A 20,769-nucleotide genomic window follows, 5' to 3' on the forward strand; every position below is an offset into this window, starting at 1 on the left:
GTGACGGCATTTTTCCGCCAGAGCAGGTCGCGGCTGGAACCATGAGCAGGGGGCAGCGAAGCGGCTGCACTTTCCCGGTGCTAAACGACGTGAAATGTGGTGCAGAAAGCAACAAAAAGGCGGGCGCCCTTAGCTGATAAATATCAAAAATAATTCAATAATATTTTTTAGCGGCGCGTTTTCCGACGGCGGGCAATTTCTGCCGGGTGGCAGAGGTCATGGCCTGCAGCGAGTTATCCACTATTCCTGTGGATAACCTTGTGTATTAGAGTTAGAGAACTTGCGGTAAGCTAGAGATTACGCGGCCTGCGGCGGAATTGGCGCGAAACCCGTCTTTTATTAAATTCTATTTAATATCAATTGGTTGGATAAAATCAATGGCTGTAAGGAAAGTGTCACCTGCTGCCATAAAAGATTCACCACCTTGCTTGACAAATGTTAAATGACAAATTTTTCTGGGGATAACCTTACACAGTGGCGGATTATTCCACAAGGCGGCGTTTTTTTGCCCAAATGTGGCGGCATAGCGCAAGGTTTACAGGGCAAACAATAATACGGTACTGGTTTTATATCCAGTATTATTTATTGGCAAAAGCCACGGCGACGGGTAGAATTAAACACCTGCCGTCTCGCGCCGGGCGCTTCATCCTCCTTCAGGGTCAGACATATGAGTAAAACGTTCACGCTGCATTCCGCTTTCCGTCCCTCTGGCGATCAGCCGGAAGCCATTCGCCGCCTCGAAGAGGGGCTGGAAGATGGCCTGGCGCACCAAACGCTGCTGGGGGTAACCGGGTCGGGTAAAACCTTCACCATCGCTAACGTCATTGCCGACCTGCAGCGCCCGACGATGGTCCTTGCGCCTAACAAGACGCTGGCGGCACAGCTGTATGGCGAAATGAAGGAGTTTTTCCCGGAGAATGCCGTCGAGTACTTCGTCTCCTACTACGACTACTACCAGCCTGAAGCCTACGTGCCGAGTTCGGACACCTTCATCGAGAAGGACGCCTCGGTCAACGAACATATTGAGCAGATGCGTCTGTCGGCAACCAAGGCGCTGCTGGAGCGTCGTGACGTCATCGTGGTGGCCTCGGTCTCCGCCATTTATGGCCTGGGCGACCCTGACCTGTACCTGAAAATGATGCTGCATCTGACTACCGGCATGCTGATTGACCAGCGGGCCATTTTGCGTCGCCTCGCGGAGCTGCAGTACACCCGTAACGATCAGGCTTTCCAGCGCGGGACCTTCCGCGTGCGCGGTGAGGTCATTGACGTCTTCCCGGCGGAATCGGACGATATTGCCCTGCGTATTGAGCTGTTTGACGAAGAGGTTGAGCGCCTGTCGCTCTTTGACCCGCTTACCGGGCAGGTTGAATCGTCCATTCCGCGCTATACCATCTACCCGAAAACGCACTACGTTACCCCGCGCGAACGTATCGTTCAGGCGATGGAAGAGATAAAAGTCGAGCTGGCGGACAGACGTAAAGTGCTGCTGGAAAACAACAAGCTGCTGGAAGAGCAGCGCCTGAGCCAGCGTACCCAGTTTGACCTCGAAATGATGAACGAGCTGGGCTACTGCTCGGGCATTGAAAACTACTCGCGCTATCTTTCCGGGCGCGGGCCGGGCGAGCCGCCGCCGACGCTGTTCGACTATCTGCCGGCGGATGGCCTGCTGGTTATCGATGAATCCCACGTCACCATTCCGCAAATCGGCGGGATGTATCGCGGCGACCGGGCGCGTAAAGAGACGCTGGTGGAATATGGTTTCCGCCTGCCGTCGGCGCTGGATAACCGTCCGATGAAGTTTGAAGAGTTTGAGGCGCTGGCGCCGCAGACCATTTACGTTTCGGCCACGCCCGGCGCCTATGAGCTGGATAAATCCGGCGATGAGGTGGTCGATCAGGTTGTTCGTCCGACCGGTCTGCTTGACCCGGTTATCGAAGTGCGCCCGGTGGGAACCCAGGTCGACGATCTGCTTTCGGAGATTCGCCTGCGCGCCGCCATCAACGAACGCGTGCTGGTGACGACCCTGACCAAGCGGATGGCCGAAGACCTAACCGAGTACCTCGAAGAGCACGGCGAGCGCGTGCGCTACCTGCACTCGGATATCGATACCGTCGAACGTATGGAGATTATCCGCGACCTGCGCCTCGGCGAGTTTGATGTGCTGGTCGGGATCAACCTGCTGCGCGAAGGGCTGGATATGCCGGAGGTTTCGCTGGTGGCGATCCTTGATGCGGACAAAGAAGGGTTCCTGCGCTCCGAGCGTTCGCTGATCCAGACCATCGGCCGCGCGGCGCGTAACATCAACGGTAAGGCGATTCTCTACGGCGACAGGATCACCGCCTCGATGGCGAAGGCCATCGGTGAAACCGAGCGGCGCCGTGAGAAGCAGCAGCGCTATAACGAAGAGCACGGCATCACCCCGCAGGGCCTGAACAAGAAGGTGGTCGATATCCTGGCGCTGGGCAGCGGCCTGGCGAAGACCAAGGCCAAGGGGCGCGGCAAGTCGCGTTCACCGGTTGAGGCGGATACGCCAGTGCTGACGCCAAAAGCGCTGCAGCAGCGAATTCACGAGCTGGAAGGGCAGATGATGCAGCATGCGCAGAACCTGGAGTTCGAAGAGGCTGCCGAGATCCGCGACCAGCTGCATAAGCTGCGGGACCTGTTCATCGCCGCGTCGTAGGCCCGGCGCGCGTCACGCCTCTTGCTGCGGCCAGTTTAGGCCCGGACAGCGCGCAACAGCCGCAGCGTACGGGCGGCAGGTGACGATGCGCGCGCTTCCCGGATCAAAACGGCAAATAAAATAGCCCTGGGGCTGGATCTTAATATCCGCTTAATCTTGTTCAGGGACACTATCTTCATTCTAATGAGGATAGCGTCATGCAAAAACTACACTTTCGCGAATATCTGGCCATCACCTGCGCCTTTATTATCGTCGTCGCCTTCTTCCATCAGTGGGTGCTGACCTTCTGACGTGAAGGCCTGGGAAAGAGTACCCAGGCGCGAACGCCGGGACCCGGCTGGCGGTTATGCAAAAAAAACTGGGTATCGTGCAGCTGGACGATACGGGTGACGATGCTTAATCCCAGGCCAATGCCGCCGTAGCGGCTGTCCATGCGGACAAAAGCTTTGCTCAGCTCGCCGCTTTTCGCCTCATCAATTCCCGGACCTTCATCTTCCACCGCCACGATCGGCGTTGGCCCCGCCTGAATCGAGACTCTGATCGTTGAGTCCGTGGGGCTATAGCGGTGCGCATTCTCCACCAGATTCCGCAGCACCACGCGCAGCAGCGTGGCGTCGCCGGAAACCATCACCTCCTCGTCCGGGCTGACGATCTCAAGCTTTTGCCGGCGCGGCGCCAGCATCGCCTCCAGCTCCTCCTCAAGCGGTTTTACAACATCCTCCATCAGCTGCACCTGCTGGTAGCTACCGGCGGAAAACGACTGACCCACACGGGCCAGCTGCAGGAGCTGGGAGATGCTGTTGGTCATCTGGTCGAGGCGCTGAATAAGCGGATCGACGCCGACTCCGTGCACTTTGGCCAGCAGTTCGAGGTGCAGGCGCAGCCCGGCCAGCGGCGTGCGCAGCTCATGGGCCACATCGGCGGTAAACAGGCGTTCGCGGTCGAGCGTCAGGTTCAGGCGCGATACCAGCTGGTTCAGCGCGGTGGTTACGGCGGTCACTTCCGGCACCGACTCGCTGAGCTCGATGGGCTGGAGGTTATCCGGGGTGCGGTTCTCCAGCTCGCCCTGCAGGCGGGAGAGCGGGCGGGTTATCTTTTTCACCGCCAGCAGGCTGAGATACAGCGCGAGGCCGATAATCAGCAGGCTTGGGATCAGCAGGCTGGCGACCGCTTCCCGCACCTCGTGCTCAACGTGCTTCTGGTTGTTGTGCCCCTCGATGGCGCTGGCCACCAGCAGCTGAATTTGCTCTTTGCTTTCATGCCATAGCCAGAACACGCTGATAATCTGGCAGACCACCAGAATCGTGCCGATGGTCAGCAGCAGGCGAAAGCGCATGGTCCATTTTTCGGTGGCTAATAGCGGCATCTTTATGACTCCGATTCGGTATTGTTCACCAGCATATAGCCGAAGCCCCTGACGGTGCGGATCCGCGCTTTACCGACCTTATCGCGCAGGTTGTGGATATGAACCTCCAGGGTATTGGTCGCCGGTTCGTTATCCCAGCTGTAGATATCGTTGTAGAGAATTTCCCGATGTACCGGACTGCCTGCCTTCATCATCAGGCGCGACAGCAGGGAGTACTCTTTCGGCGTCAGCTCCAGCGAATCCCCGCCAAGCCACACCTGCCGGCGGGTGATATTGAGGCGTAGGTTGCCTACCACCATTTCGCTATCGCCCTGGTTATTGTGGCGGCGGAGCAGCGCGCGGATGCGGGCGTTGAGCTCTTCCAGCGCAAAGGGCTTCACCAGATAGTCGTCGGCGCCGGTATCGAGACCGTCAATGCGGTCTTCGACGGTATCGCGAGCGGTGAGGATCAGCACCGGCTGGCTGAATTTCTCCCGCCGCATCCGCGCCAGGAAGTGCAGGCCGTCCTCATCCGGCAGCCCGAGGTCGAGGACCACCAGGCTGTAGTGGTTGCTGGCCAGAGATAGCGCGGCCTCATGAGCGCTGGAGACGCCGTCGCAGGCGTATCCCTCGCTCTGCATAGCCAGAATTAATCCCTGTAACAGGAGCGCGTCGTCTTCAATGACTAAGATTTTCATCTGCCGGCCTCGCTTTGGCATGGCGTTAAAATATCATCTGTCGCCTGGTATTCACGGGTATTGACCCCGAACAGGCCGAGCAGGGTGGAGAACAAATTATCCTGCGAATAGGGCGCCGTTTTTGCTTTTTGCTGCAAGCATTCGCTGGAAATACCGTAGCGCCGCTGATAATCCTGCGACAGCCACATCAGCATCGGGACGTGCTTTTGCGTATCCGGCGCGATGGACCACGGCAGCCCGTGCAGATAAACGCCGTCTTCGCCCAGCGACTCGCCGTGGTCGGAAAGATACACCAGGCTGGTGGTAAATTTATCCTGCTTTGACTGCAGCAGCTTTATGGCCTTATCCACCACGTAATCGACATACAAAATGGTGTTGTCGTAGGTGTTGGTCAGCTGCTGCTGCGTGCAGCTCTGGATTTCATTGGTATCGCAGGTCGGGGTGAATTTTTTAAATTCAGCCGGGTAGCGATTGTAATACGTCGGGCCGTGGCTACCGATAGTGTGCAGAACGATAATGCCGTCCTGTTGCAGATTGTCGATGTAGCTTTCCAGATTATGGAACAAGACCTCATCGTAGCACTCGCCATCGATGCACTGACCCGTCAGCTTCAGGTCGGTGACGTTCTGATGCGGCACGCGATCGCAGGCGCCTTTACAGCCGCCGTCGTTGTCGTTCCACAGCACCTGAATACCGGCGCGCTGCAGAATATCCAGCACGCCTTCCTGGTGATGCGCCAGCTCTTCATCATAGTGCGCGCGAGGCATGTTGGAGAACATGCACGGAACGGAGACGGCCGTCGCGGTGCCGCAGGAGGTGGTATCGGGGAAATAGATAACGTTATCCTGCTGCAGGCGCGGGTTGGTTTCGCGGGGGTAGCCGCCCAGGGAGAAATCTTCCGCCCGCGAGGTTTCGCCCAGCACCAGGATGGTCAGGTTTTTCCGCGGCCCGTCGCGCATTTGCGACTTCTGCAGCGCATCTTCGCCAATTTTGACCAGCGGCAGATTGTCCATCTTATTGTGCGCATACCAGGAGTTGATCGCCACGATGCTGTTTGACGGACTCAGCGACTTCACCAGCTCTTTATTGTTGCGGAACACCGAGGCGTAATCTTTATAAAACAGGGCGGCAATCAGCATGATAAGGATCGCCGAGAGCGCAACGTTCAGCAGCCGCACGGCGACGCCGCGCGCGAACGTTTTCGGCTTACGCACCTTGATCCACCAGGCCAGCGCCACCGCCAGCACGCCGGAAAGGCCGAGGGTCAGTACCATTCTGCCCGACAGCAGGGCGAAGCTTTCCGCCGGCGTGGTATCAAGAATATTGGTTATCATCGCCCGGTCGATAATGACGCCGAAGGTCCAGATAAAATACTGCGCTGAGGCGCTGAGCAGAATAAACAGGCTGATAACGACGCGGTCCAGCTTCAGGAAAGAGGCCAGGGTGGTGAGGATATTCATGACGCTGCAGGCGACCAGCGGCATGCTGAGAAACACCAGCCAGCTATGCAGGCTATTGACCGGCAGCAGGACGAAGACCTGGCGGTAGAAGGCGATATTGAGGCATAGCCCAACGTAGGCGGCAAAGAGAAGCAGGTAAGTCGTACGGCTCACTACCGGCCGACGCAATGGAAATAACGACATAGCAAAAATCCTGGTGAAAACATGCTCGCTATGCTGCCACTTCTATTTTAAGACAACCTTAAGATTTTAATGTGGGGAGCGGAGGCTCCCCACGGTATCAACCGGTGTGGAATTAGCCCGGTATCTGAATTGCCTTTTCCAGCGCGTTGCGCAGCAGCTGGCGATCGTGGCGATAGGGCACGTCGCTGGCGTCCAGCGGCGTCTGGATCACCATCCGTTTCTCAAGGCCGCGGGTATCGGCTTTCGGCCCGATGACCACGGCGTCAATCACCCGCTTGCCCACGTAATGCTCCATGATCGCGATGCGGTCTGCCAGCGTCAGGCTGGCGGCCGGGCTGTGCTCTTTGCCGAGGTTGTCGATAAAAACCATCGGCGCCGGCGTGCGGCGCAGCGCCTGCGCCATCTCGTCGAGCAGTAAAATAGGCAGCAGGCTGGTGTAAAAGCTGCCGGGCCCGATCAGGATCAGATCGGCTTCGGCGATCGCCGCAACCGCTTCGCGAGTGGCGGGAACCGGCGGGGTCAGCATCAGCTCACGCGGCACCCGGGGAAGCTGGTCGATATTGACTTCGCCATAAACTTCGTGACCTTCGTCGTCAATCGCCATCAAATCCACCGGTTGTTCAGACATCGGTATCAGTAACGCGTCAACTTTTAGCAGGTTTCTGATTAAATTAATCGCCTCTAAGGGCCTGACGCTGAGGTGGTCAAGGGCCTTTAACATCAGATTTCCGAGGTTATGTCCGGAAAGTTCGCCATTACCGGCAAAACGGTATTCAAACATGGCGGATGCTACGCTGGGTTCGGCGATCAGCTGGTTAATACAGTTGCGCATATCCCCCCAGGCAATGCCGCCTTCAGCACGGCGAATACGCCCCGTGGATCCGCCGTTATCGGTGGTGGTGACGATGCCGGTCAGGCGCGATCCGAGCGATGAGAGTGACGACATCACCCTGCCCAGACCATGCCCTCCGCCAAGTGCCACTACCCGATCGAGGTCGGCGAAAGTCCGATTGCGCATACAAATTCCTTATCTCAAATGAACGGGCTCACAGTAACCGATCTACCCCTAAAAGACGATGCCCGCATCCTGACAAACTGACCGACATCAATGCAAAATTGTGAATTTTGGCTATTCTGTAACGAAAATGCACGATCGTAGCGATATATACATAATTATATAGCGAAATCGAAAATGGCGAAATAGCCGTTTCCGCGCTACTATCGGCATAAACCAGTTAACACTCTAGCCTCTGTGCCTGTGTCGCAAGATATGGTGCTTTGGCCGTGACGGCTCAGCTAGTCACCAGGGCGTGGGAAGAAATGACCGCGTCTCCCGTATTTGGAAAGGTGTATATGGCTTCACAGCTTACCGATGCATTTGCGCGTAAGTTTTACTACTTGCGCCTGTCGATTACCGACGTGTGTAACTTCCGTTGCACCTACTGTCTCCCGGACGGCTACAAGCCCGGCGCGGTGACCAATAAAGGCTTTCTCAGCGTAGATGAAGTGCGTCGCGTGACGCGCGCGTTTTCCGCCCTCGGGACCGAAAAGGTTCGTCTGACCGGCGGTGAGCCCTCGCTACGCCGTGATTTCGCCGACGTCATTGCCGCCGTACGTGAAAACAGCGCCATCCGGCAGATTGCGGTCACCACCAACGGCTATCGCCTGGCGCGGGACGTCGAGCGGTGGCGCGACGCCGGGCTGACGGCAATCAACGTCAGCGTGGACAGCCTCGACGCCCGCCAGTTTCACGCCATCACCGGGCAGGATAAATTTCAGCAGGTGATGGACGGTATCGATGCCGCCTTCGCCGCCGGCTTTGAGAAAGTGAAGGTCAACACCGTGCTGATGCGCGATGTTAACCACCATCAGCTCGACACCTTCCTCGCGTGGATCCAACCGCGCCGCATCCAGCTGCGCTTTATTGAACTGATGGAAACCGGTGAGGGCAGCGACCTGTTCCGCCGGCATCATATCTCCGGCATGGTGCTGCGCGATGAGCTGCTCCGACGCGGCTGGATCCACCAGATTAGCCAGCGCAGCGACGGCCCGGCGCAGGTCTTCTGTCATCCGGACTATGCCGGAGAGATCGGCCTAATCATGCCCTATGAAAAAGATTTCTGCGCCACCTGCAACCGCCTGCGCGTCTCCTCCGTGGGCAAGCTGCATTTGTGCCTGTTCGGCGACGGCGGCGTAGATTTACGCGATCTGCTGGCCGAGGACTGTCAGCAGGCGGTGCTGGAAGCGCGCATCTCCGAAGCGTTAACCCATAAAAAACAAACCCATTTCCTGCATCAGGGCAACACCGGTATTACGCAAAACCTGTCGTATATTGGCGGATAATTGATTCTAAAGGAGCGAACAGATGAGTCAGGCCAGCGCTGAGTTTATCCCGACCCGTATTGCTATTCTCACCGTTTCCAGCCGCCGTGGTGAAGAGGATGATACCTCTGGCCACTGGCTGCGCGACGCGGCGCAGGAAGCGGGGCACGTGATTGTTGATAAGGCGATTGTTAAAGAGAACCGCTACGCCATTCGCGCCCGGGTGTCGGCGTGGATCGCCAGCGACGACGTTCAGGTGGTGCTCATTACCGGCGGGACCGGTTTTACCGAGGGCGATCAGGCCCCGGAAGCGCTGCTGCCGCTGTTTGACCGGGAAGTTGAAGGTTTTGGTGAGGTTTTCCGCATGCTCTCTTTTGAAGAGATCGGCACCTCGACGCTGCAGTCCCGCGCCGTTGCCGGCGTGGCCAACCGCACGCTAATTTTTGCGATGCCCGGCTCGACCAAAGCCTGCCGCACCGCGTGGGAAAATATCATTGCGCCCCAGCTCGATGCCCGCACCCGCCCGTGTAACTTTATCCCTCATTTGAAGAAATAATTTATGTCACAACTGACCCATATTAACGCCGCCGGCGAGGCGCACATGGTCGACGTCTCGGCGAAGGCCGAAACGGTTCGCGAGGCGCGCGCTGAAGTTTTTGTCGAGATGCAGGCGACCACGCTGGCGATGATTATCGACGGCAGCCATCACAAGGGCGATGTTTTCGCCACCGCCCGCATTGCCGGGATCCAGGCGGCGAAGCGGACCTGGGAGCTGATCCCGCTGTGCCATCCGCTGATGCTGAGCAAGGTGGAGGTTAACCTGCAGGCGCAGCCTGAACATAGCCGGGTGCGGATCGAATCCCTGTGCCGGCTGACCGGGAAAACCGGGGTTGAGATGGAGGCGCTGACCGCAGCCTCCGTGGCGGCGCTGACGATTTACGATATGTGCAAAGCCGTGCAGAAAGATATGGTGATTGGCCCGCTGCGCCTGCTGGCGAAGAGCGGCGGCAAATCCGGCGACTTTAAGGCGGACGAGGCTCATGATTAAGGTTCTGTTTTTTGCCCAGGTGCGCGAGCTGGTGGGTACCGATACGTTAACCCTCGAGGCGAGCGAAGCCTCGACGGTGGAAGCCGTTCGCCGCCAGCTTATCACCCGTGGTGACCGCTGGGCGCTGGCGCTGGAGGAGGGCAAGCTGCTGGCGGCGGTGAACCAGACGCTGACCGCCTTTGACCATCCGGTCACCGCCGGCGACGAAGTGGCGTTTTTTCCACCGGTCACCGGAGGCTAAGATGACGCAAACCCGCATTATCGTTAGCCCGGCGCGTTTTCGCGTTGGCGACGAATATCCGTGGCTTGCCGAGCGCGATGAGGACGGCGCCGTCGTCACCTTCACCGGCAAAGTGCGTAACCACAATCTCGGCGAGAGCGTTAAGGCGCTGACCCTCGAACACTACCCGGGCATGACCGAAAAATCGCTGGCGGAGATTGTCGACCTGGCGCGGGAACGCTGGCCGCTGGGGCGGGTCACGGTGATCCACCGCATCGGTGAAATGTGGCCGGGCGAAGAGATTGTGTTTGTCGGCGTCACCAGCGCGCACCGCAGCAGCGCCTTTGCCGCCGGTGAATTCATTATGGATTATCTGAAAACCCGCGCGCCGTTTTGGAAGCGTGAGGCCACTCCGGAAGGCGATCGTTGGGTTGACGCGCGTGACAGCGATCGTCAGGCGGCAGAGCGCTGGTAGTATGATACGCTTAAAGGGTTAATTTCGTTAATCAGGAGATAGTCATGGACAGATTCCCCCGTTCCGATTCCATCGTCCAGGCGCGCAGCGGCCTGCAAACCTATATGGCCCAGGTGTACGGCTGGATGACGGTTGGGCTGCTGCTAACGGCGTTTATCGCCTGGTTCGCCGCCAACACGCCGGCGGTGATGATGTTTGTTTTTTCCAGCAAAATTACCTTCTTCGGGCTGATTATTGCCCAGCTGGCGCTGGTATTCGTGCTCTCCGGCATGGTTCAGCGTCTGAGCGCGGGCATGGCGACGACGCTATTTATGCTCTATTCGGCGCTGACGGGGCTAACGCTATCCAGCATTTTCATCGTCTACACCTATTCGTCGATTGCCAGCACCTTTGTGGTCAGCGGCGGGATGTTTGGCGCGATGAGCCTCTACGGCTATACCACTAAACGCGATCTCAGCGGCTTTGGTAATATGCTGTTTATGGCGCTGATTGGTATCGTTCTGGCCTCGTTGGTGAACTTCTGGCTGAAGAGCGAGGCGCTGATGTGGGCGGTGACCTATATCGGGGTCATTGTGTTCGTGGGCCTCACCGCCTATGACACCCAGAAGCTGAAAAATATCGGCGAACAGATCGACACCCGCGATACCTCGACGCTGCGCAAATACTCGATCCTCGGCGCGCTGACGCTGTATCTGGACTTTATCAACCTGTTCCTGATGCTGCTGCGTATTTTCGGCAACCGCCGTTAAGAGCTAAAAACCCCGGCAGGCCTTACGCCGCCGGGGTTTTCTTGTTCTCTCTTGTACTCTCTTCTTTTCTCTTCTTCTCTCTTTTCATCCGCCCGCCAGCCTGCGCTGATTTTTCTCCCGCAGCTTTTTGGCCTGACTTTCCAGAATCAGATAGCCCATCGTGGCGATAGCCAGCGGCAGGAAGTAATAGAGCAGGCGGTACGCGAGCAGGGCGGCAATCACCGCTCCCCGGGAGATCGGCTCCGCTGAGAGCATCGCGATAAACACCGCCTCCAGCACGCCAATACCGGCGGGGATATGCACGACCACCCCGACGATGCTGCTCACCAGCAGCGCGCCGAGCACGAGGAAATAGCTGACTTCCTGACCCAGCAGCAGCCAGATAATAACCCCCATCACCAGCCAGTTAGCGCCGGAAAGCGCGGCCTGCAGCAGAGCGAATCGCCAGGAGGGAAGCACCAGCCGCTGCCCCTTCACTGTTAAATGGCGGCGTTTGGCGAACGCGCAGGCCCACAGATAGAGGGCCGAAACCAGCAGCATCGCAATACCGATGATGCGCAGCGACTCCTGGCTGATATACCAGCGCGCGGGAAGCTGCACCAGATTGGCGCTGAAAATCACCCCGCCGAGCACCACGTAGCCGAGCCAGTTGGTGGTAATGCTCAGCGAAAAGATGCGGGTAATGGTTCCGCCGCGCAGGCCGAGGCGAGAGTAGAGGCGATAGCGCATCCCAATACCGCCGATCCAGGTGCTGAGGGTCAGGTTAAAGGCGTAGCAGATAAACGACACCAGCATGACCTGGCGTTTAGCCAGCCTGTGCCCGCAGTACGCGCGCCCGAGCAGATCGTAGCAGCCGTAAATCAGATAGCTGACGATGACCAGGCCAAACGCGCCGAGCAGCGCCACGCGGTTATAGCCGCGAATTACTTTCCATACCTCCGGCCAGTCTATTTTTTGCGCATAGACCACCAGCAGTCCGGCAACGGCGATAAAAAAGAGCCCGCTGAGGATACGTTTGACCAGCCGCCAGCGAGGATGAGATTTGGCCATCAGGATTTTACCTCCGGGCTGTCCGTCTGCGTCCGATCCTGAGTTTCCATTTCCGGCTGCGCCGGCGGTTTGACCTGCGCCATCTTCGGCGTATGGGCGGGCAGCCAGCCTACCCACGCCGGGAAGTGGCGCAGGAAGTGGAAGGCCAGTACGCTGCGGCCCAGATTCCACCAGCTGCGCCTGGGCAGCATGGATCGGTCTACCTGCCTGCAATCCTGCTGGATCAGCGTATTAAGATTATCCCGCAGGGTTTGGTTGAAATCCCGGTCATGAACGATCAGGTTGGCTTCGAGGTTTAATGACAGGCTGAGCGGGTCGAGGTTGCTGGAGCCGACGGTGGCCCAGTGGTCATCCGCGAGGGCAACTTTGCCGTGCAGCGGGCGGCGGTGATACTCAAAAATCTGCACGCCTCCCTTCACCAGATAGTTGTACAGCAGGCGAGCGCCAACCTTGACGATGGGTATATCGGGCTCGCCCTGCACGATAAGCTTCACCCGCACGCCGCGCCGGGCGGCGCTGCGCATCGCGTGCAGCAGCCGATAGCCGGGGAAGAAATAGGCGTTGGCGATAATCACCTCCCGACGCGCGTTGGCCAGCATTTTCAGGTAGTGACGCTCAATATCATCCCGATGATCGAAATTATCCCGCCAGACGAACAGCGCCTGCGCTTCTCCGGGATGCTGGTTAACCTCCGGCTGATGGCGACGTCGCCGCCAGTGACGGCGTCCGCTTTCGCTGGCGGGCAGGTTTTGCTGCACAAATTGCGCAATATCCAGCACCACCGGCCCCTCCACCTGCACGGCGTAGTCCTGCTTAGCCTCCGGGCCGTAGCTGGTCATATGCTCTGCGGAGTAGTTAATCCCGCCGACAAACGCGGTGGTTTCGTCCACGACGACAATTTTGCGGTGCATACGGCGAAACAGGTTGGTGCGCATCCCCAGCAGGCGCGGACGCGGGTCGTAGTAGCGAAAGATCACTCCCGCCGAGCTGAGCTCGTGAACGAAGCGATCGCTCAGATCAGGGGAGCCGTAGCCGTCGAGCAGCACCTCAACCTCGACGCCACGGCGCGCGGCTTTCAGCAGCACCGCATGGAGCTGCCAGCCCACGTCATCCTCGAACCAGATGAAGGTTTCAAGGGTAACCTTCCGCTGCGCGCGGTCGACGGCGCGAAACAGCGCCGGATAGTAGCTATCGCCGTTCTCCAGAAGCTGGATCCGGTTTCCATTTTGCCAGCTGCATTTCACAGATGAAGCTCCACGCTAAGCGGGGCGTGATCCGAAAGATGACGCCATTGCTGAAGATCCAGCGCCTGTGGCTGACCGGCGTGGACGTTTTTGACATAGATGCGGTCAAGGCGCAGCAGCGGAAAGCGCGCCGGGAACGTGCGTGCCGGGCGACCGCGGGCGCGGGTGAAGATCTCCTCCAGCCCGGCCAGCGCCTTGAGCGGACGGTTGGCCTGCTGGCGCCAGTCGTTAAAATCGCCCGCCACCACCACCGGCTCTCCCGCCGGCAGGCTGTTAACCCGCTCAGCCAGCATCGCCAGCTGAGCTCGCCTCTGGCCCGCGCTGAGCCCTAAATGGGCGCAAATCAGATGCAGATTGACGTCGCTTTCCGGCGCCACGATCCGACAGTAGAGCAGGCCGCGCTTTTCGCTCTTACCGACGGAGATATCGAGATTCTCATAATATTCAATGGGGAATCGGGAGAGCACGGCGTTGCCGTGATGTCCCTGCGGGTATACCGCGTTGCGCCCGTAGGCGTAATCGCTCCACATCGCATCGGCAAGAAACTCATAATGGGTGGTGTCCGGCCAGTTTTCGATATGCAGCGGGTGAATCTCATGCGCGCCCATGACCTCCTGGAGGCAAACAATGTCGGCGCCGATGCTGCGTACCGCGTCACGGAGTTCGGGCAGAATGAAGCGTCGGTTAAACGTCGTAAAGCCTTTATGAGTGTTAATTGTCAGCACGTTTACTGAGAATAAAGGGTTTTTCTCGGCCATATTTCTCCGGTTAACATCTCTTTCCTGAATGAAATAGTGTAGTAGCTGTCACAAAAAGATGCGGTGATACGGAATTTTCCGTAAAGTGCGGTACTCTGAGTTACAGATAAAGATCCTTCAGGAGAGAAGCCATGAAGTGGCAACAACGTGTACGCGTCGCAACTGGCCTCAGTTGCTGGCAGATTATGTTGCATCTACTGGTCGTGGCAGTACTGGTGATGGGTTGGATGGGCGGCGCGCTGGTTCGCGTCGGATTAGGGCTGTGCGTGCTGTACGGCGTTACGCTACTGTCGATGCTGTTTTTACAGCGTCACCACGAAGAGCGCTGGCGTGATGTCGGTGATTTCCTTGAGGAGCTCACCACCACCTGGTACTTTGGCGCCGCGGTTATCGTGCTGTGGCTGCTGTCACGAGTGCTGCACAATAACCTGCTGCTGGCGCTCGCCGGGCTGGTTATTCTGGCCGGTCCGGCGGTGGTATCGCTGCTGGCGAAAGATAAAAATCGCTACCCTAAAGCGTTCGGACTGCATCAGGGCGGCAGCGCCGCGAACCCGCCGAAGCATAGATAATAGCTATGTGGCCGGGGGCAAAGAAAGGCAAGCCAACGCCGAGGCAGCCTGAGCAATGGCGGGGATCCCCTAAAGCGTTCGGGTTGCATCAAGGCGGCGACGCAGCGAATCCCCGGGAGCATAGATAGCTATGTGACCGGGGTGAGTAAGGAAAGCCAACGCCGAGGCAGCCTGAACGATGACGGGGATCCGGGGATCAGGCGATCTTTCTGCGAAACATCGCATACGCCGCTGACCCCGTGGTGGCCGCTATGACCAGTAGCGGCCACAAACTTCCCCACACGATTTCCAGACTCGCGTCCTTCAAATAAATCTGCTTGGTAATATCGGTAAAATGACGAATAGGGTTTATCCACGTCACGTCCTGCAGCCATTGCGGCATGTTTTCTACCGGTGAAACGTAGCCGGAGAGCAGGATTGCCGGCATCATAAAGACAAATACGCCAATAAACGCCTGCTGCTGAGTCGAGCACAGAGATGAAATCAGCAGGCCAAATCCCACCAGCGAAAGCCCGTAAATCAGCATCGTAAAGTAGAACAGCAGCAGCGAGCCGGCGAAGGGGATCTGGTAGGCCCAGATCCCGACCCCCAGCACGATGCTGGCCTGCAGGGTGGCAACGATCAGCGCCGGTATCGCTTTGCCGACGAAAATTTGCCAGGTCGCCAGCGGCGAGACCAGCAGCTGATCGAGGGTGCCCTGTTCGCGCTCGCGGGCAACCGATAGCGAAGTGACGATCATCACGCCAATAGTGGTGATCATGGCGATCAGCGATGGCACCACGAACCACTTATAGTCGAGGTTGGAATTATACCAGTTGCGTACGACCAGCTCGCTGTTGTTGGGCTTCGCTTTCCCCTCCAGCAGCTCCTGCTGATACTCTTTGACTATTTGCTGCAGGTAGTTGGCGGCGATTTGCGCGCTGTTTGAGTTGCGGCCGTCCAGCAACAGCTGGAGCGGGGCGGTCTGATAGTTATCGAGGTTGCGCGAGAAATCCGCCGGGAAGCGGATCAGCAGCAGCGCCTTCTGTTCATCAATGGTGGGCTGGATCTCCTGCGGGTTTTTGAGGATCAGGATATGGGTGAACGCCCTGGCTCGGGCAAAACGCTGCGTCAGCTCAACCGCGTGCCTGCCATTATCTTCGTTATAGATAGCAATGGTGGCATTGGTCACCTCCAGCGTCGCGGCGAAGGGGAACAGCAGCACCTGAATCAGCACCGGCATAATCAAAATCGCCCGCGTCTGCGGCTCGCGCAGCAGCGATTGTAGTTCTTTGCGAATCAACGTCCATAAGCGATGAAACATCTTCAGTTCTCTCTTTACGCTGCCCCGGATAGAGACCGCTGGGTGCCCCGCAACCGCCTCGCAGCAGGGAATGGCTACTGCCCTAATCTAAGCGCCGTTTGGTTTTCAGCCACGTCAGGCCGATAAACATCGCCGCCGAGGCGATCAGAAACATCACGTTTACCAGCAGCACCACCGGAATATTGCCCGCCAGGAACAGGCTTTGCAGGGTGCTGACAAAATAGCGCGCCGGGATGACGTAGGTCACCGCGCGGATTATCGCGGGCATGCTGTCTATCTGGAAAATAAATCCGGACAGCATAATCGATGGCAGAAAGGCGGCGTTGAGCGCCACCTGGGCGGCGTTAAACTGGTTGCGGGTAATGGTCGAAATGAGCAGCCCCATCCCCAGGGTGCTGAGCAAAAACAGGCTGGTGATGAAAAAAAGAATTAACAGCGAGCCGCGGTAGGGCACATTGAGAATAAACACCGCCACCAGCATGCACAGCAGCATCGCCAGCATGCCGAGAAAATAGTAGGGGATCAGCTTACACAGCAGCAGTTCGACGCGGGTAATTTCGGTGGAGAGCAGCGCCTCCATAGTGCCTCGCTCCCACTCGCGGGCGATAACCAGCGAGGTGAGAATCGCCCCAATCACCGTCATAATGATGGTGATCGCGCCGGGAATAATAAAATGCTGGCTGATCGCCGCCGGGTTAAACCAGTAGCGGGTTTGCACATCGATCAGCGGTTCAAAGGTTTCACCGCGATCCTCTGCCCGCTGCTGCTGCCAGATCTGCCAGATACCTTCGATATAGCCCTGGGCGAAGTTGGCGGTATTGGGCTCGCTGCCGTCGGTGATAAGCTGAATGGGGGCATCGTCGCCGGGGCGAGCCATCTTCTGGTCAAAATCCACCGGAATGGTCACCAGCGCGCGGATCCGCCCGGCCTGCATGAGCTGAATCAGCTGCTGGCGGTTATCGCTGATGGTGGCGTCGATATAGGGCGAGCCGGTCATGGTATGGACGAAATCCAGCGCCTCATCGCTCTGCTGCTCCAGCAGCACGCCGACCCGCAGCCTGCTGGAGTCGAGGTTGATGCCGTAGCCAAAGATAAACAGCAGCATCAGCGGGATCACCACCGCAATCAGCCAGCTGCTGGGATCGCGCACGATCTGCCGCGTCTCTTTGACGCACAGGGCGCGCACGCGCCGCCATGACAGCATTTTAGCGCTCACTGCTATTCTCCTTATCCCAGTCGTGAATCAGGGTGATAAACGCCTGCTCCATAGTGGGATCCGGCTGCTCATCGTTGGCCGCCAGCGCTTTTAGCGCATCCGGCGTGCCGCTGGCGATAAGCTTGCCGCGATAGACCAGCCCGATCCGGTCGCAGTATTCGGCCTCGTCCATAAAGTGGGTGGTGACCATCACCGTCACCCCTTTATCCACCATGCTATTGATATGCAGCCAGAACTCGCGGCGGGTAAGGGGGTCGACGCCGGAGGTGGGCTCATCGAGAAACAGGATATCCGGTTCGTGCATCAGCGAGCAGGCCAGGGCCAGCCGCTGCTTGTAGCCCAGCGGCAGCTCGTCGGCGGCGTGGTTGGCGATCTCCTTCAGGCCGAAAGCTTCGCTCATGCGCTCGATTTTTTCGTTCTGTACCCGGCCGCGCAGGCCGTAAACGCCGGAGAAGAAGCGCAGATTTTGCTCCACGCTCAGGTTGCCGTACAGCGAGAACTTCTGCGCCATATAGCCGAGATGCTGGCGCGCCTTGCCGGAGCTGAGCTTCAGATCCATGCCCAGCACCAGCGCTTTACCGGAGGTTGGCACCAGCAGGCCGCACATCATTTTAAAGGTGGTCGATTTGCCCGCGCCGTTAGGGCCGAGGAGGCCGAAAATTTCCCCGCGCTTAACCTTGAAATCAACGTGGTCGGTGGCGGCGAAATCGCCGAATTTTTTGGTTAAGGTTTGCGCTTCGATCACCGTTTCATCATGGGAGCCTTCGACGCTGTGAATAATCGCCCCCAGCGGCGATTCCGAGGTGCCGGCGCCGCCCAGCAGGTCGATAAACGCATCCTCAAAGCGCGGCGCGGTTTCGGCGATCTCCAGCGGCGGCAGGCTGGCGTGATTGCGCACCTCATCAATGCTGGACTCCTTCTTGAGGATCAGACGCACCGATTTGCCCTGAATCACGCCGTCGCTGATTTGCGGCAGCTTCAACGCCCGCTGCAGGAGGCGGCGGTTGTTCTCTTCGCGGCTGGAGACCAAAAAGCTGCGTCCGGCCATCGTTTGGGTCAGGGAACGGGGTTCTCCCTGATACAGCAGCTGGCCTTCGTTCATCAGCAGCACCTCGCGGCACTGCTCCGCTTCATCAAGGTACGATGTGCTCCAGAGGATCAGCATTCCGTCCCCCGCCAGCTCGTGGACCATTTGCCACAGCTCGCGGCGCGAGATGGGATCAACGCCGACGCCCGGTTCGTCGAGCAGCAGCACCTTCGGCTCGCCCACTAACGTACAGGCCAGCCCCAGCTTCTGCTTCATCCCGCCGGAGAGCTTACCGGCCAGCCGGTCGGTAAAAGGGCCGAGGGAGGTAAACTCGAGCAGGCGGTCGAAAATTTTTTGCCGCGCTTCGCCGGTCACGCTGCGCAGATCGGCATACAGCGTCAGATTCTCCATGACCGTCAGGTCTTCATACAGGCCGAACTTTTGCGGCATATAGCCGAGCACCGCGTGCAGGGCGCTATCGTCGGCAATCGGATCAAAGCCGATCACCCTGGCGCTGCCGCTATCCGCTTTGAGCAGCCCGGCAAGCATGCGCATCAGGGTGGTTTTCCCCGCGCCGTCGGGGCCTACCAGCCCGGTAACGTAGCCGGAGCGAACGGTGCAGCTGAGCGGGGCGACGGCGGGCCGCGTCATGCCGGCGAAGCTGCGGGTCAGCCCGTCAAGCGTGATGAGGTCCTCACTCATGTCCGTTTCCGCTGCTGAAGGCGACGGTTACCGGCATCCCCTGGCGCAGCGCGTCGTCGGCATCGGTTACCACGATACGCAGGCGGTAGACCAGGTCGGTTCGCAGGTCCGGCGTTTCTACGGTCTTCGGCGTAAATTCAGCCGTGGGCGAGACGAAGCCAATCCTGCCGCGATAGGGCTGATTGGGACGGCTATCGGTATACAGCAGCACTTCGCGTCCGGGCTGCGCGTTGCCGAGATTTTTTTCATCAATGTAGGCGCGAACCCACACCGGGCGGGTTAACGACAGCGTCATTACGGTAGCTCCGGCGCTGAGCATGCTGCCCGGCTCAACGGCGCGGGTCATCAGCGTGCCGTCGGAAGGCGCGGCCAGCGTGGTATCGTGCAGATCGAGCTTCGCCTGCGCTAAGGCGGCCTGCGCCTGTTCAAGGTTGGCTTTGGCCTGGGCGATCTCCTGCGGACGGTTACCCGCGCGATACTGGCGCAGCTTATCCTGCGCCGATTTCAGCGTAGCCTGGGCCTGGTCGCGGGCGGATCGCGCGTTGTCGAGATCGTTGACGGATATGGCGCTGCTTTTGCGCAGCCCCAGCTGGCGCTGGTAGAAGTTCTGCGCGTATTCATAGGCGGCCTGCGCCTGGTTGACCGCCGCCGCGGCCTGGGCAATCTCTTCCGCCCGGTAGCCGGCCATCATCAGGTCATACTGCGCCTGGGCGGTTGAGACGTTGGCCTGCGCCTGCTGCAGCGCGTTTTCGTAAGGGGCGCGGTCGAGCTGGCCCAGGGTTTGCCCGGCCTTGATAGCATCGCCCTCGTCCACGCTCAGCGAGGCCAGCCGCCCGCCGACGCGAAAGCTCATATTTACGGTACGAATATCGACGTTGCCATATAGGGTCAGCCCCTTCGGCTGGCTGCTTTGATACCACCACCAGCCGCCGCCTGTAGCAACGATCAGCAGCAGCACCACCAGGACGACGATGAGCGGTTTTTTCATGATCCCAAACTCCTTTGCGATAACCCTTGCAGGACGAAATCGATATGGCAGGTAATAACCTGATAAATTTGCTCGGTTTTTTCGGTATCAAACTGCGCCCATCCGGTGCGCAGCAAAATGGTCTCTCGCCCGAGGCGAAAGGCGAGGATCTCCCCCAGCAGCGCGTGGGTATGCAGGACCATCCGCGTGTCGTCCGCCTCAAGCCCGGTGAAGGCGGCGATTAAGCGCGTCAGGTAGCAGTGCAGCGGAGCGATAACCTGGTCATGGATTAACTGGTACGCCGGGGTAGGCGACAGCTGCTCCCGGGAGATAAATTTGCTCAGGTTTACCGTGTCATCCTGGGTCAGCAGCAGGATCATATTGCGGCAGGCGCGCAGGATCAGCGTCCGCAGGGCCTCTTTATCCGGGTGCGGTTCGGCAAGCAGCCGCTCCGCCGCTTCGGCGTGAGGGCGGAAATTATGGCCAATAAAATCGGCTATCCACTGCGCGCAGGCGAGATAGAGATCGTCTTTTGAGCCGAAGTAGTAGGGGATAGCGGCGATGTTTTGCCCGGCCAGGGCGGCAATATCGCGGGTGGTGGCATGCAGGCCATATTCGCCAAACTGGGCGATAGCCGCGGTAATCAACTGGCTTTTTGCCTGTTCGCCTTTGCTGGTTGCGGGAGTGGTATTCATCGCACCTGAAAAAATTAATCAATCGATTGATTAAGAATATGACCAATTCGCGGAG

The 20,769-nt window shown here is 58.6% G+C and carries 20 protein-coding genes and 1 riboswitch; of the genes, 8 read left to right on the top strand and 12 right to left on the bottom strand.

Going from position 1 to position 20,769, the window contains the following annotated elements; translation table 11 throughout:
- Positions 1-667: 667 nt before the first annotated feature.
- The gene (gene uvrB / locus GO007_RS02875; protein WP_095095262.1) at positions 668-2,683 is read left to right on the top strand and encodes an excinuclease ABC subunit UvrB; all 2,016 of its coding nucleotides are present in this window, start codon (positions 668-670) and stop codon (positions 2,681-2,683) included.
- A gap of 268 nt (positions 2,684-2,951) precedes the next feature.
- On the opposite strand, the gene pmrB is transcribed toward uvrB, so the two are convergent.
- The 4 genes from pmrB to yvcK all read right to left on the bottom strand — a co-directional run bounded on the left by pmrB (position 2,952) and on the right by yvcK (position 7,387).
- Positions 2,952-4,049, bottom strand: coding sequence for a two-component system sensor histidine kinase PmrB (gene pmrB, locus GO007_RS02885; protein WP_095095268.1), 1,098 nt, complete (start codon positions 4,047-4,049; stop codon positions 2,952-2,954).
- Between the two features lie 2 nt (positions 4,050-4,051).
- Complete coding sequence (pmrA, locus tag GO007_RS02890) at positions 4,052-4,726, bottom strand: two-component system response regulator PmrA (RefSeq protein WP_095095271.1); 675 nt, start codon at positions 4,724-4,726, stop codon at positions 4,052-4,054.
- A complete protein-coding gene (eptA, locus tag GO007_RS02895) occupies positions 4,723-6,369 on the bottom strand; it encodes a phosphoethanolamine transferase EptA (RefSeq protein ID WP_095095274.1) in 1,647 nt (548 codons plus the stop codon). The genes pmrA and eptA overlap by 4 nt, the downstream gene beginning before the upstream one ends.
- 112 nt (positions 6,370-6,481) lie before the next feature.
- Positions 6,482-7,387: a uridine diphosphate-N-acetylglucosamine-binding protein YvcK gene (gene yvcK, locus GO007_RS02900; protein ID WP_095095277.1), complete on the bottom strand. Its 906-nt coding sequence runs from the start codon at positions 7,385-7,387 to the stop codon at positions 6,482-6,484.
- 209 nt (positions 7,388-7,596) lie between these two features.
- Positions 7,597-7,735: riboswitch (molybdenum cofactor riboswitch) on the top strand.
- Here yvcK and moaA point away from each other — a divergent pair.
- The 6 genes from moaA (at position 7,723) to GO007_RS02930 (ending at position 11,183) form a co-directional block, all read left to right on the top strand.
- Positions 7,723-8,712: a GTP 3',8-cyclase MoaA gene (gene moaA, locus GO007_RS02905; RefSeq protein WP_095095283.1), complete on the top strand. Its 990-nt coding sequence runs from the start codon at positions 7,723-7,725 to the stop codon at positions 8,710-8,712. Its footprint overlaps the riboswitch before it by 13 nt.
- Before the next feature lie 22 nt (positions 8,713-8,734).
- A complete protein-coding gene (gene moaB, locus GO007_RS02910; protein ID WP_095095286.1) occupies positions 8,735-9,247 on the top strand; it encodes a molybdenum cofactor biosynthesis protein B in 513 nt (170 codons plus the stop codon).
- A gap of 3 nt (positions 9,248-9,250) precedes the next feature.
- Positions 9,251-9,739 carry a cyclic pyranopterin monophosphate synthase MoaC gene (gene moaC / locus GO007_RS02915; RefSeq protein WP_095095289.1) on the top strand — a complete coding sequence of 163 codons (489 nt, stop codon included), beginning with the start codon at positions 9,251-9,253 and terminating at the stop codon, positions 9,737-9,739.
- Positions 9,732-9,980, top strand: coding sequence for a molybdopterin synthase sulfur carrier subunit (moaD, locus tag GO007_RS02920; protein WP_095095292.1), 249 nt, complete (start codon positions 9,732-9,734; stop codon positions 9,978-9,980). The genes moaC and moaD overlap by 8 nt, the downstream gene beginning before the upstream one ends.
- Before the next feature lies 1 nt (position 9,981).
- Positions 9,982-10,434 (top strand): molybdopterin synthase catalytic subunit MoaE, encoded by a 453-nt coding sequence (gene moaE, locus GO007_RS02925; RefSeq protein WP_095095294.1) that lies wholly within the window; start codon positions 9,982-9,984, stop codon positions 10,432-10,434.
- A 44-nt stretch (positions 10,435-10,478) separates the two neighbouring features.
- A complete protein-coding gene (locus GO007_RS02930) occupies positions 10,479-11,183 on the top strand; it encodes a Bax inhibitor-1/YccA family protein (protein WP_095095297.1) in 705 nt (234 codons plus the stop codon).
- Between the two features lie 84 nt (positions 11,184-11,267).
- On the opposite strand, the gene GO007_RS02935 is transcribed toward GO007_RS02930, so the two are convergent.
- From GO007_RS02935 to GO007_RS02945, 3 genes are read right to left on the bottom strand one after another with little or no spacing between them, the layout of a single operon-like run.
- Positions 11,268-12,233 (bottom strand): lysylphosphatidylglycerol synthase domain-containing protein, encoded by a 966-nt coding sequence (locus GO007_RS02935; protein WP_095095301.1) that lies wholly within the window; start codon positions 12,231-12,233, stop codon positions 11,268-11,270.
- On the bottom strand, positions 12,233-13,477 hold the full coding sequence (gene clsB, locus GO007_RS02940) for a cardiolipin synthase ClsB (protein WP_095095304.1): 1,245 nt from the start codon (positions 13,475-13,477) through the stop codon (positions 12,233-12,235). The genes GO007_RS02935 and clsB overlap by 1 nt, the downstream gene beginning before the upstream one ends.
- Positions 13,474-14,235, bottom strand: a complete 762-nt coding sequence (locus tag GO007_RS02945) for an endonuclease/exonuclease/phosphatase family protein (protein ID WP_095095306.1) — start codon at positions 14,233-14,235, stop codon at positions 13,474-13,476. The genes clsB and GO007_RS02945 overlap by 4 nt, the downstream gene beginning before the upstream one ends.
- A gap of 131 nt (positions 14,236-14,366) precedes the next feature.
- Here GO007_RS02945 and GO007_RS02950 point away from each other — a divergent pair, with 131 nt between their 5' ends.
- Positions 14,367-14,804, top strand: coding sequence for a YbhQ family protein (locus GO007_RS02950; protein ID WP_095095307.1), 438 nt, complete (start codon positions 14,367-14,369; stop codon positions 14,802-14,804).
- 196 nt (positions 14,805-15,000) lie between these two features.
- Here the strand turns inward: GO007_RS02950 and GO007_RS02955 are convergent, their stop codons facing one another.
- The 5 genes from GO007_RS02955 to cecR all read right to left on the bottom strand — a co-directional run bounded on the left by GO007_RS02955 (position 15,001) and on the right by cecR (position 20,714).
- Complete coding sequence (locus GO007_RS02955; RefSeq protein WP_095095314.1) at positions 15,001-16,107, bottom strand: ABC transporter permease; 1,107 nt, start codon at positions 16,105-16,107, stop codon at positions 15,001-15,003.
- 82 nt (positions 16,108-16,189) lie between these two features.
- A complete protein-coding gene (locus tag GO007_RS02960; RefSeq protein WP_095097991.1) occupies positions 16,190-17,311 on the bottom strand; it encodes an ABC transporter permease in 1,122 nt (373 codons plus the stop codon).
- A 1-nt stretch (position 17,312) separates the two neighbouring features.
- Positions 17,313-19,052 (bottom strand): ATP-binding cassette domain-containing protein, encoded by a 1,740-nt coding sequence (locus GO007_RS02965; RefSeq protein WP_095095320.1) that lies wholly within the window; start codon positions 19,050-19,052, stop codon positions 17,313-17,315.
- A complete protein-coding gene (hlyD, locus tag GO007_RS02970; RefSeq protein ID WP_095095326.1) occupies positions 19,045-20,040 on the bottom strand; it encodes a secretion protein HlyD in 996 nt (331 codons plus the stop codon). Before hlyD ends, GO007_RS02965 begins: the two co-directional genes overlap by 8 nt.
- Positions 20,037-20,714 carry a transcriptional regulator CecR gene (cecR, locus tag GO007_RS02975; RefSeq protein WP_095095329.1) on the bottom strand — a complete coding sequence of 226 codons (678 nt, stop codon included), beginning with the start codon at positions 20,712-20,714 and terminating at the stop codon, positions 20,037-20,039. The genes hlyD and cecR overlap by 4 nt, the downstream gene beginning before the upstream one ends.
- Positions 20,715-20,769: the final 55 nt, after the last annotated feature.

The sequence above is a fragment of the Klebsiella sp. 10-1 genome (assembly GCF_009758445.1).
Classification (GTDB): domain Bacteria; phylum Pseudomonadota; class Gammaproteobacteria; order Enterobacterales; family Enterobacteriaceae; genus Klebsiella; species Klebsiella scottii.

What these genes read in the sequence shown, in the direction of transcription:
- uvrB (WP_095095262.1), top strand. Translation starts at nt 668, where the DNA reads ATGAGTAAAACGTTCACGCTGCATTCCGCTTTCCGTCCCTCTGGCGAT.
- pmrB (WP_095095268.1), bottom strand. Translation starts at nt 4,049, where the DNA reads ATGCCGCTATTAGCCACCGAAAAATGGACCATGCGCTTTCGCCTGCTG.
- pmrA (WP_095095271.1), bottom strand. Translation starts at nt 4,726, where the DNA reads ATGAAAATCTTAGTCATTGAAGACGACGCGCTCCTGTTACAGGGATTA.
- eptA (WP_095095274.1), bottom strand. Translation starts at nt 6,369, where the DNA reads ATGTCGTTATTTCCATTGCGTCGGCCGGTAGTGAGCCGTACGACTTAC.
- yvcK (WP_095095277.1), bottom strand. Translation starts at nt 7,387, where the DNA reads ATGCGCAATCGGACTTTCGCCGACCTCGATCGGGTAGTGGCACTTGGC.
- moaA (WP_095095283.1), top strand. Translation starts at nt 7,723, where the DNA reads ATGGCTTCACAGCTTACCGATGCATTTGCGCGTAAGTTTTACTACTTG.
- moaB (WP_095095286.1), top strand. Translation starts at nt 8,735, where the DNA reads ATGAGTCAGGCCAGCGCTGAGTTTATCCCGACCCGTATTGCTATTCTC.
- moaC (WP_095095289.1), top strand. Translation starts at nt 9,251, where the DNA reads ATGTCACAACTGACCCATATTAACGCCGCCGGCGAGGCGCACATGGTC.
- moaD (WP_095095292.1), top strand. Translation starts at nt 9,732, where the DNA reads ATGATTAAGGTTCTGTTTTTTGCCCAGGTGCGCGAGCTGGTGGGTACC.
- moaE (WP_095095294.1), top strand. Translation starts at nt 9,982, where the DNA reads ATGACGCAAACCCGCATTATCGTTAGCCCGGCGCGTTTTCGCGTTGGC.
- GO007_RS02930 (WP_095095297.1), top strand. Translation starts at nt 10,479, where the DNA reads ATGGACAGATTCCCCCGTTCCGATTCCATCGTCCAGGCGCGCAGCGGC.
- GO007_RS02935 (WP_095095301.1), bottom strand. Translation starts at nt 12,233, where the DNA reads ATGGCCAAATCTCATCCTCGCTGGCGGCTGGTCAAACGTATCCTCAGC.
- GO007_RS02945 (WP_095095306.1), bottom strand. Translation starts at nt 14,235, where the DNA reads ATGGCCGAGAAAAACCCTTTATTCTCAGTAAACGTGCTGACAATTAAC.
- GO007_RS02950 (WP_095095307.1), top strand. Translation starts at nt 14,367, where the DNA reads ATGAAGTGGCAACAACGTGTACGCGTCGCAACTGGCCTCAGTTGCTGG.
- GO007_RS02955 (WP_095095314.1), bottom strand. Translation starts at nt 16,107, where the DNA reads ATGTTTCATCGCTTATGGACGTTGATTCGCAAAGAACTACAATCGCTG.
- GO007_RS02960 (WP_095097991.1), bottom strand. Translation starts at nt 17,311, where the DNA reads ATGCTGTCATGGCGGCGCGTGCGCGCCCTGTGCGTCAAAGAGACGCGG.
- GO007_RS02965 (WP_095095320.1), bottom strand. Translation starts at nt 19,052, where the DNA reads ATGAGTGAGGACCTCATCACGCTTGACGGGCTGACCCGCAGCTTCGCC.
- hlyD (WP_095095326.1), bottom strand. Translation starts at nt 20,040, where the DNA reads ATGAAAAAACCGCTCATCGTCGTCCTGGTGGTGCTGCTGCTGATCGTT.
- cecR (WP_095095329.1), bottom strand. Translation starts at nt 20,714, where the DNA reads ATGAATACCACTCCCGCAACCAGCAAAGGCGAACAGGCAAAAAGCCAG.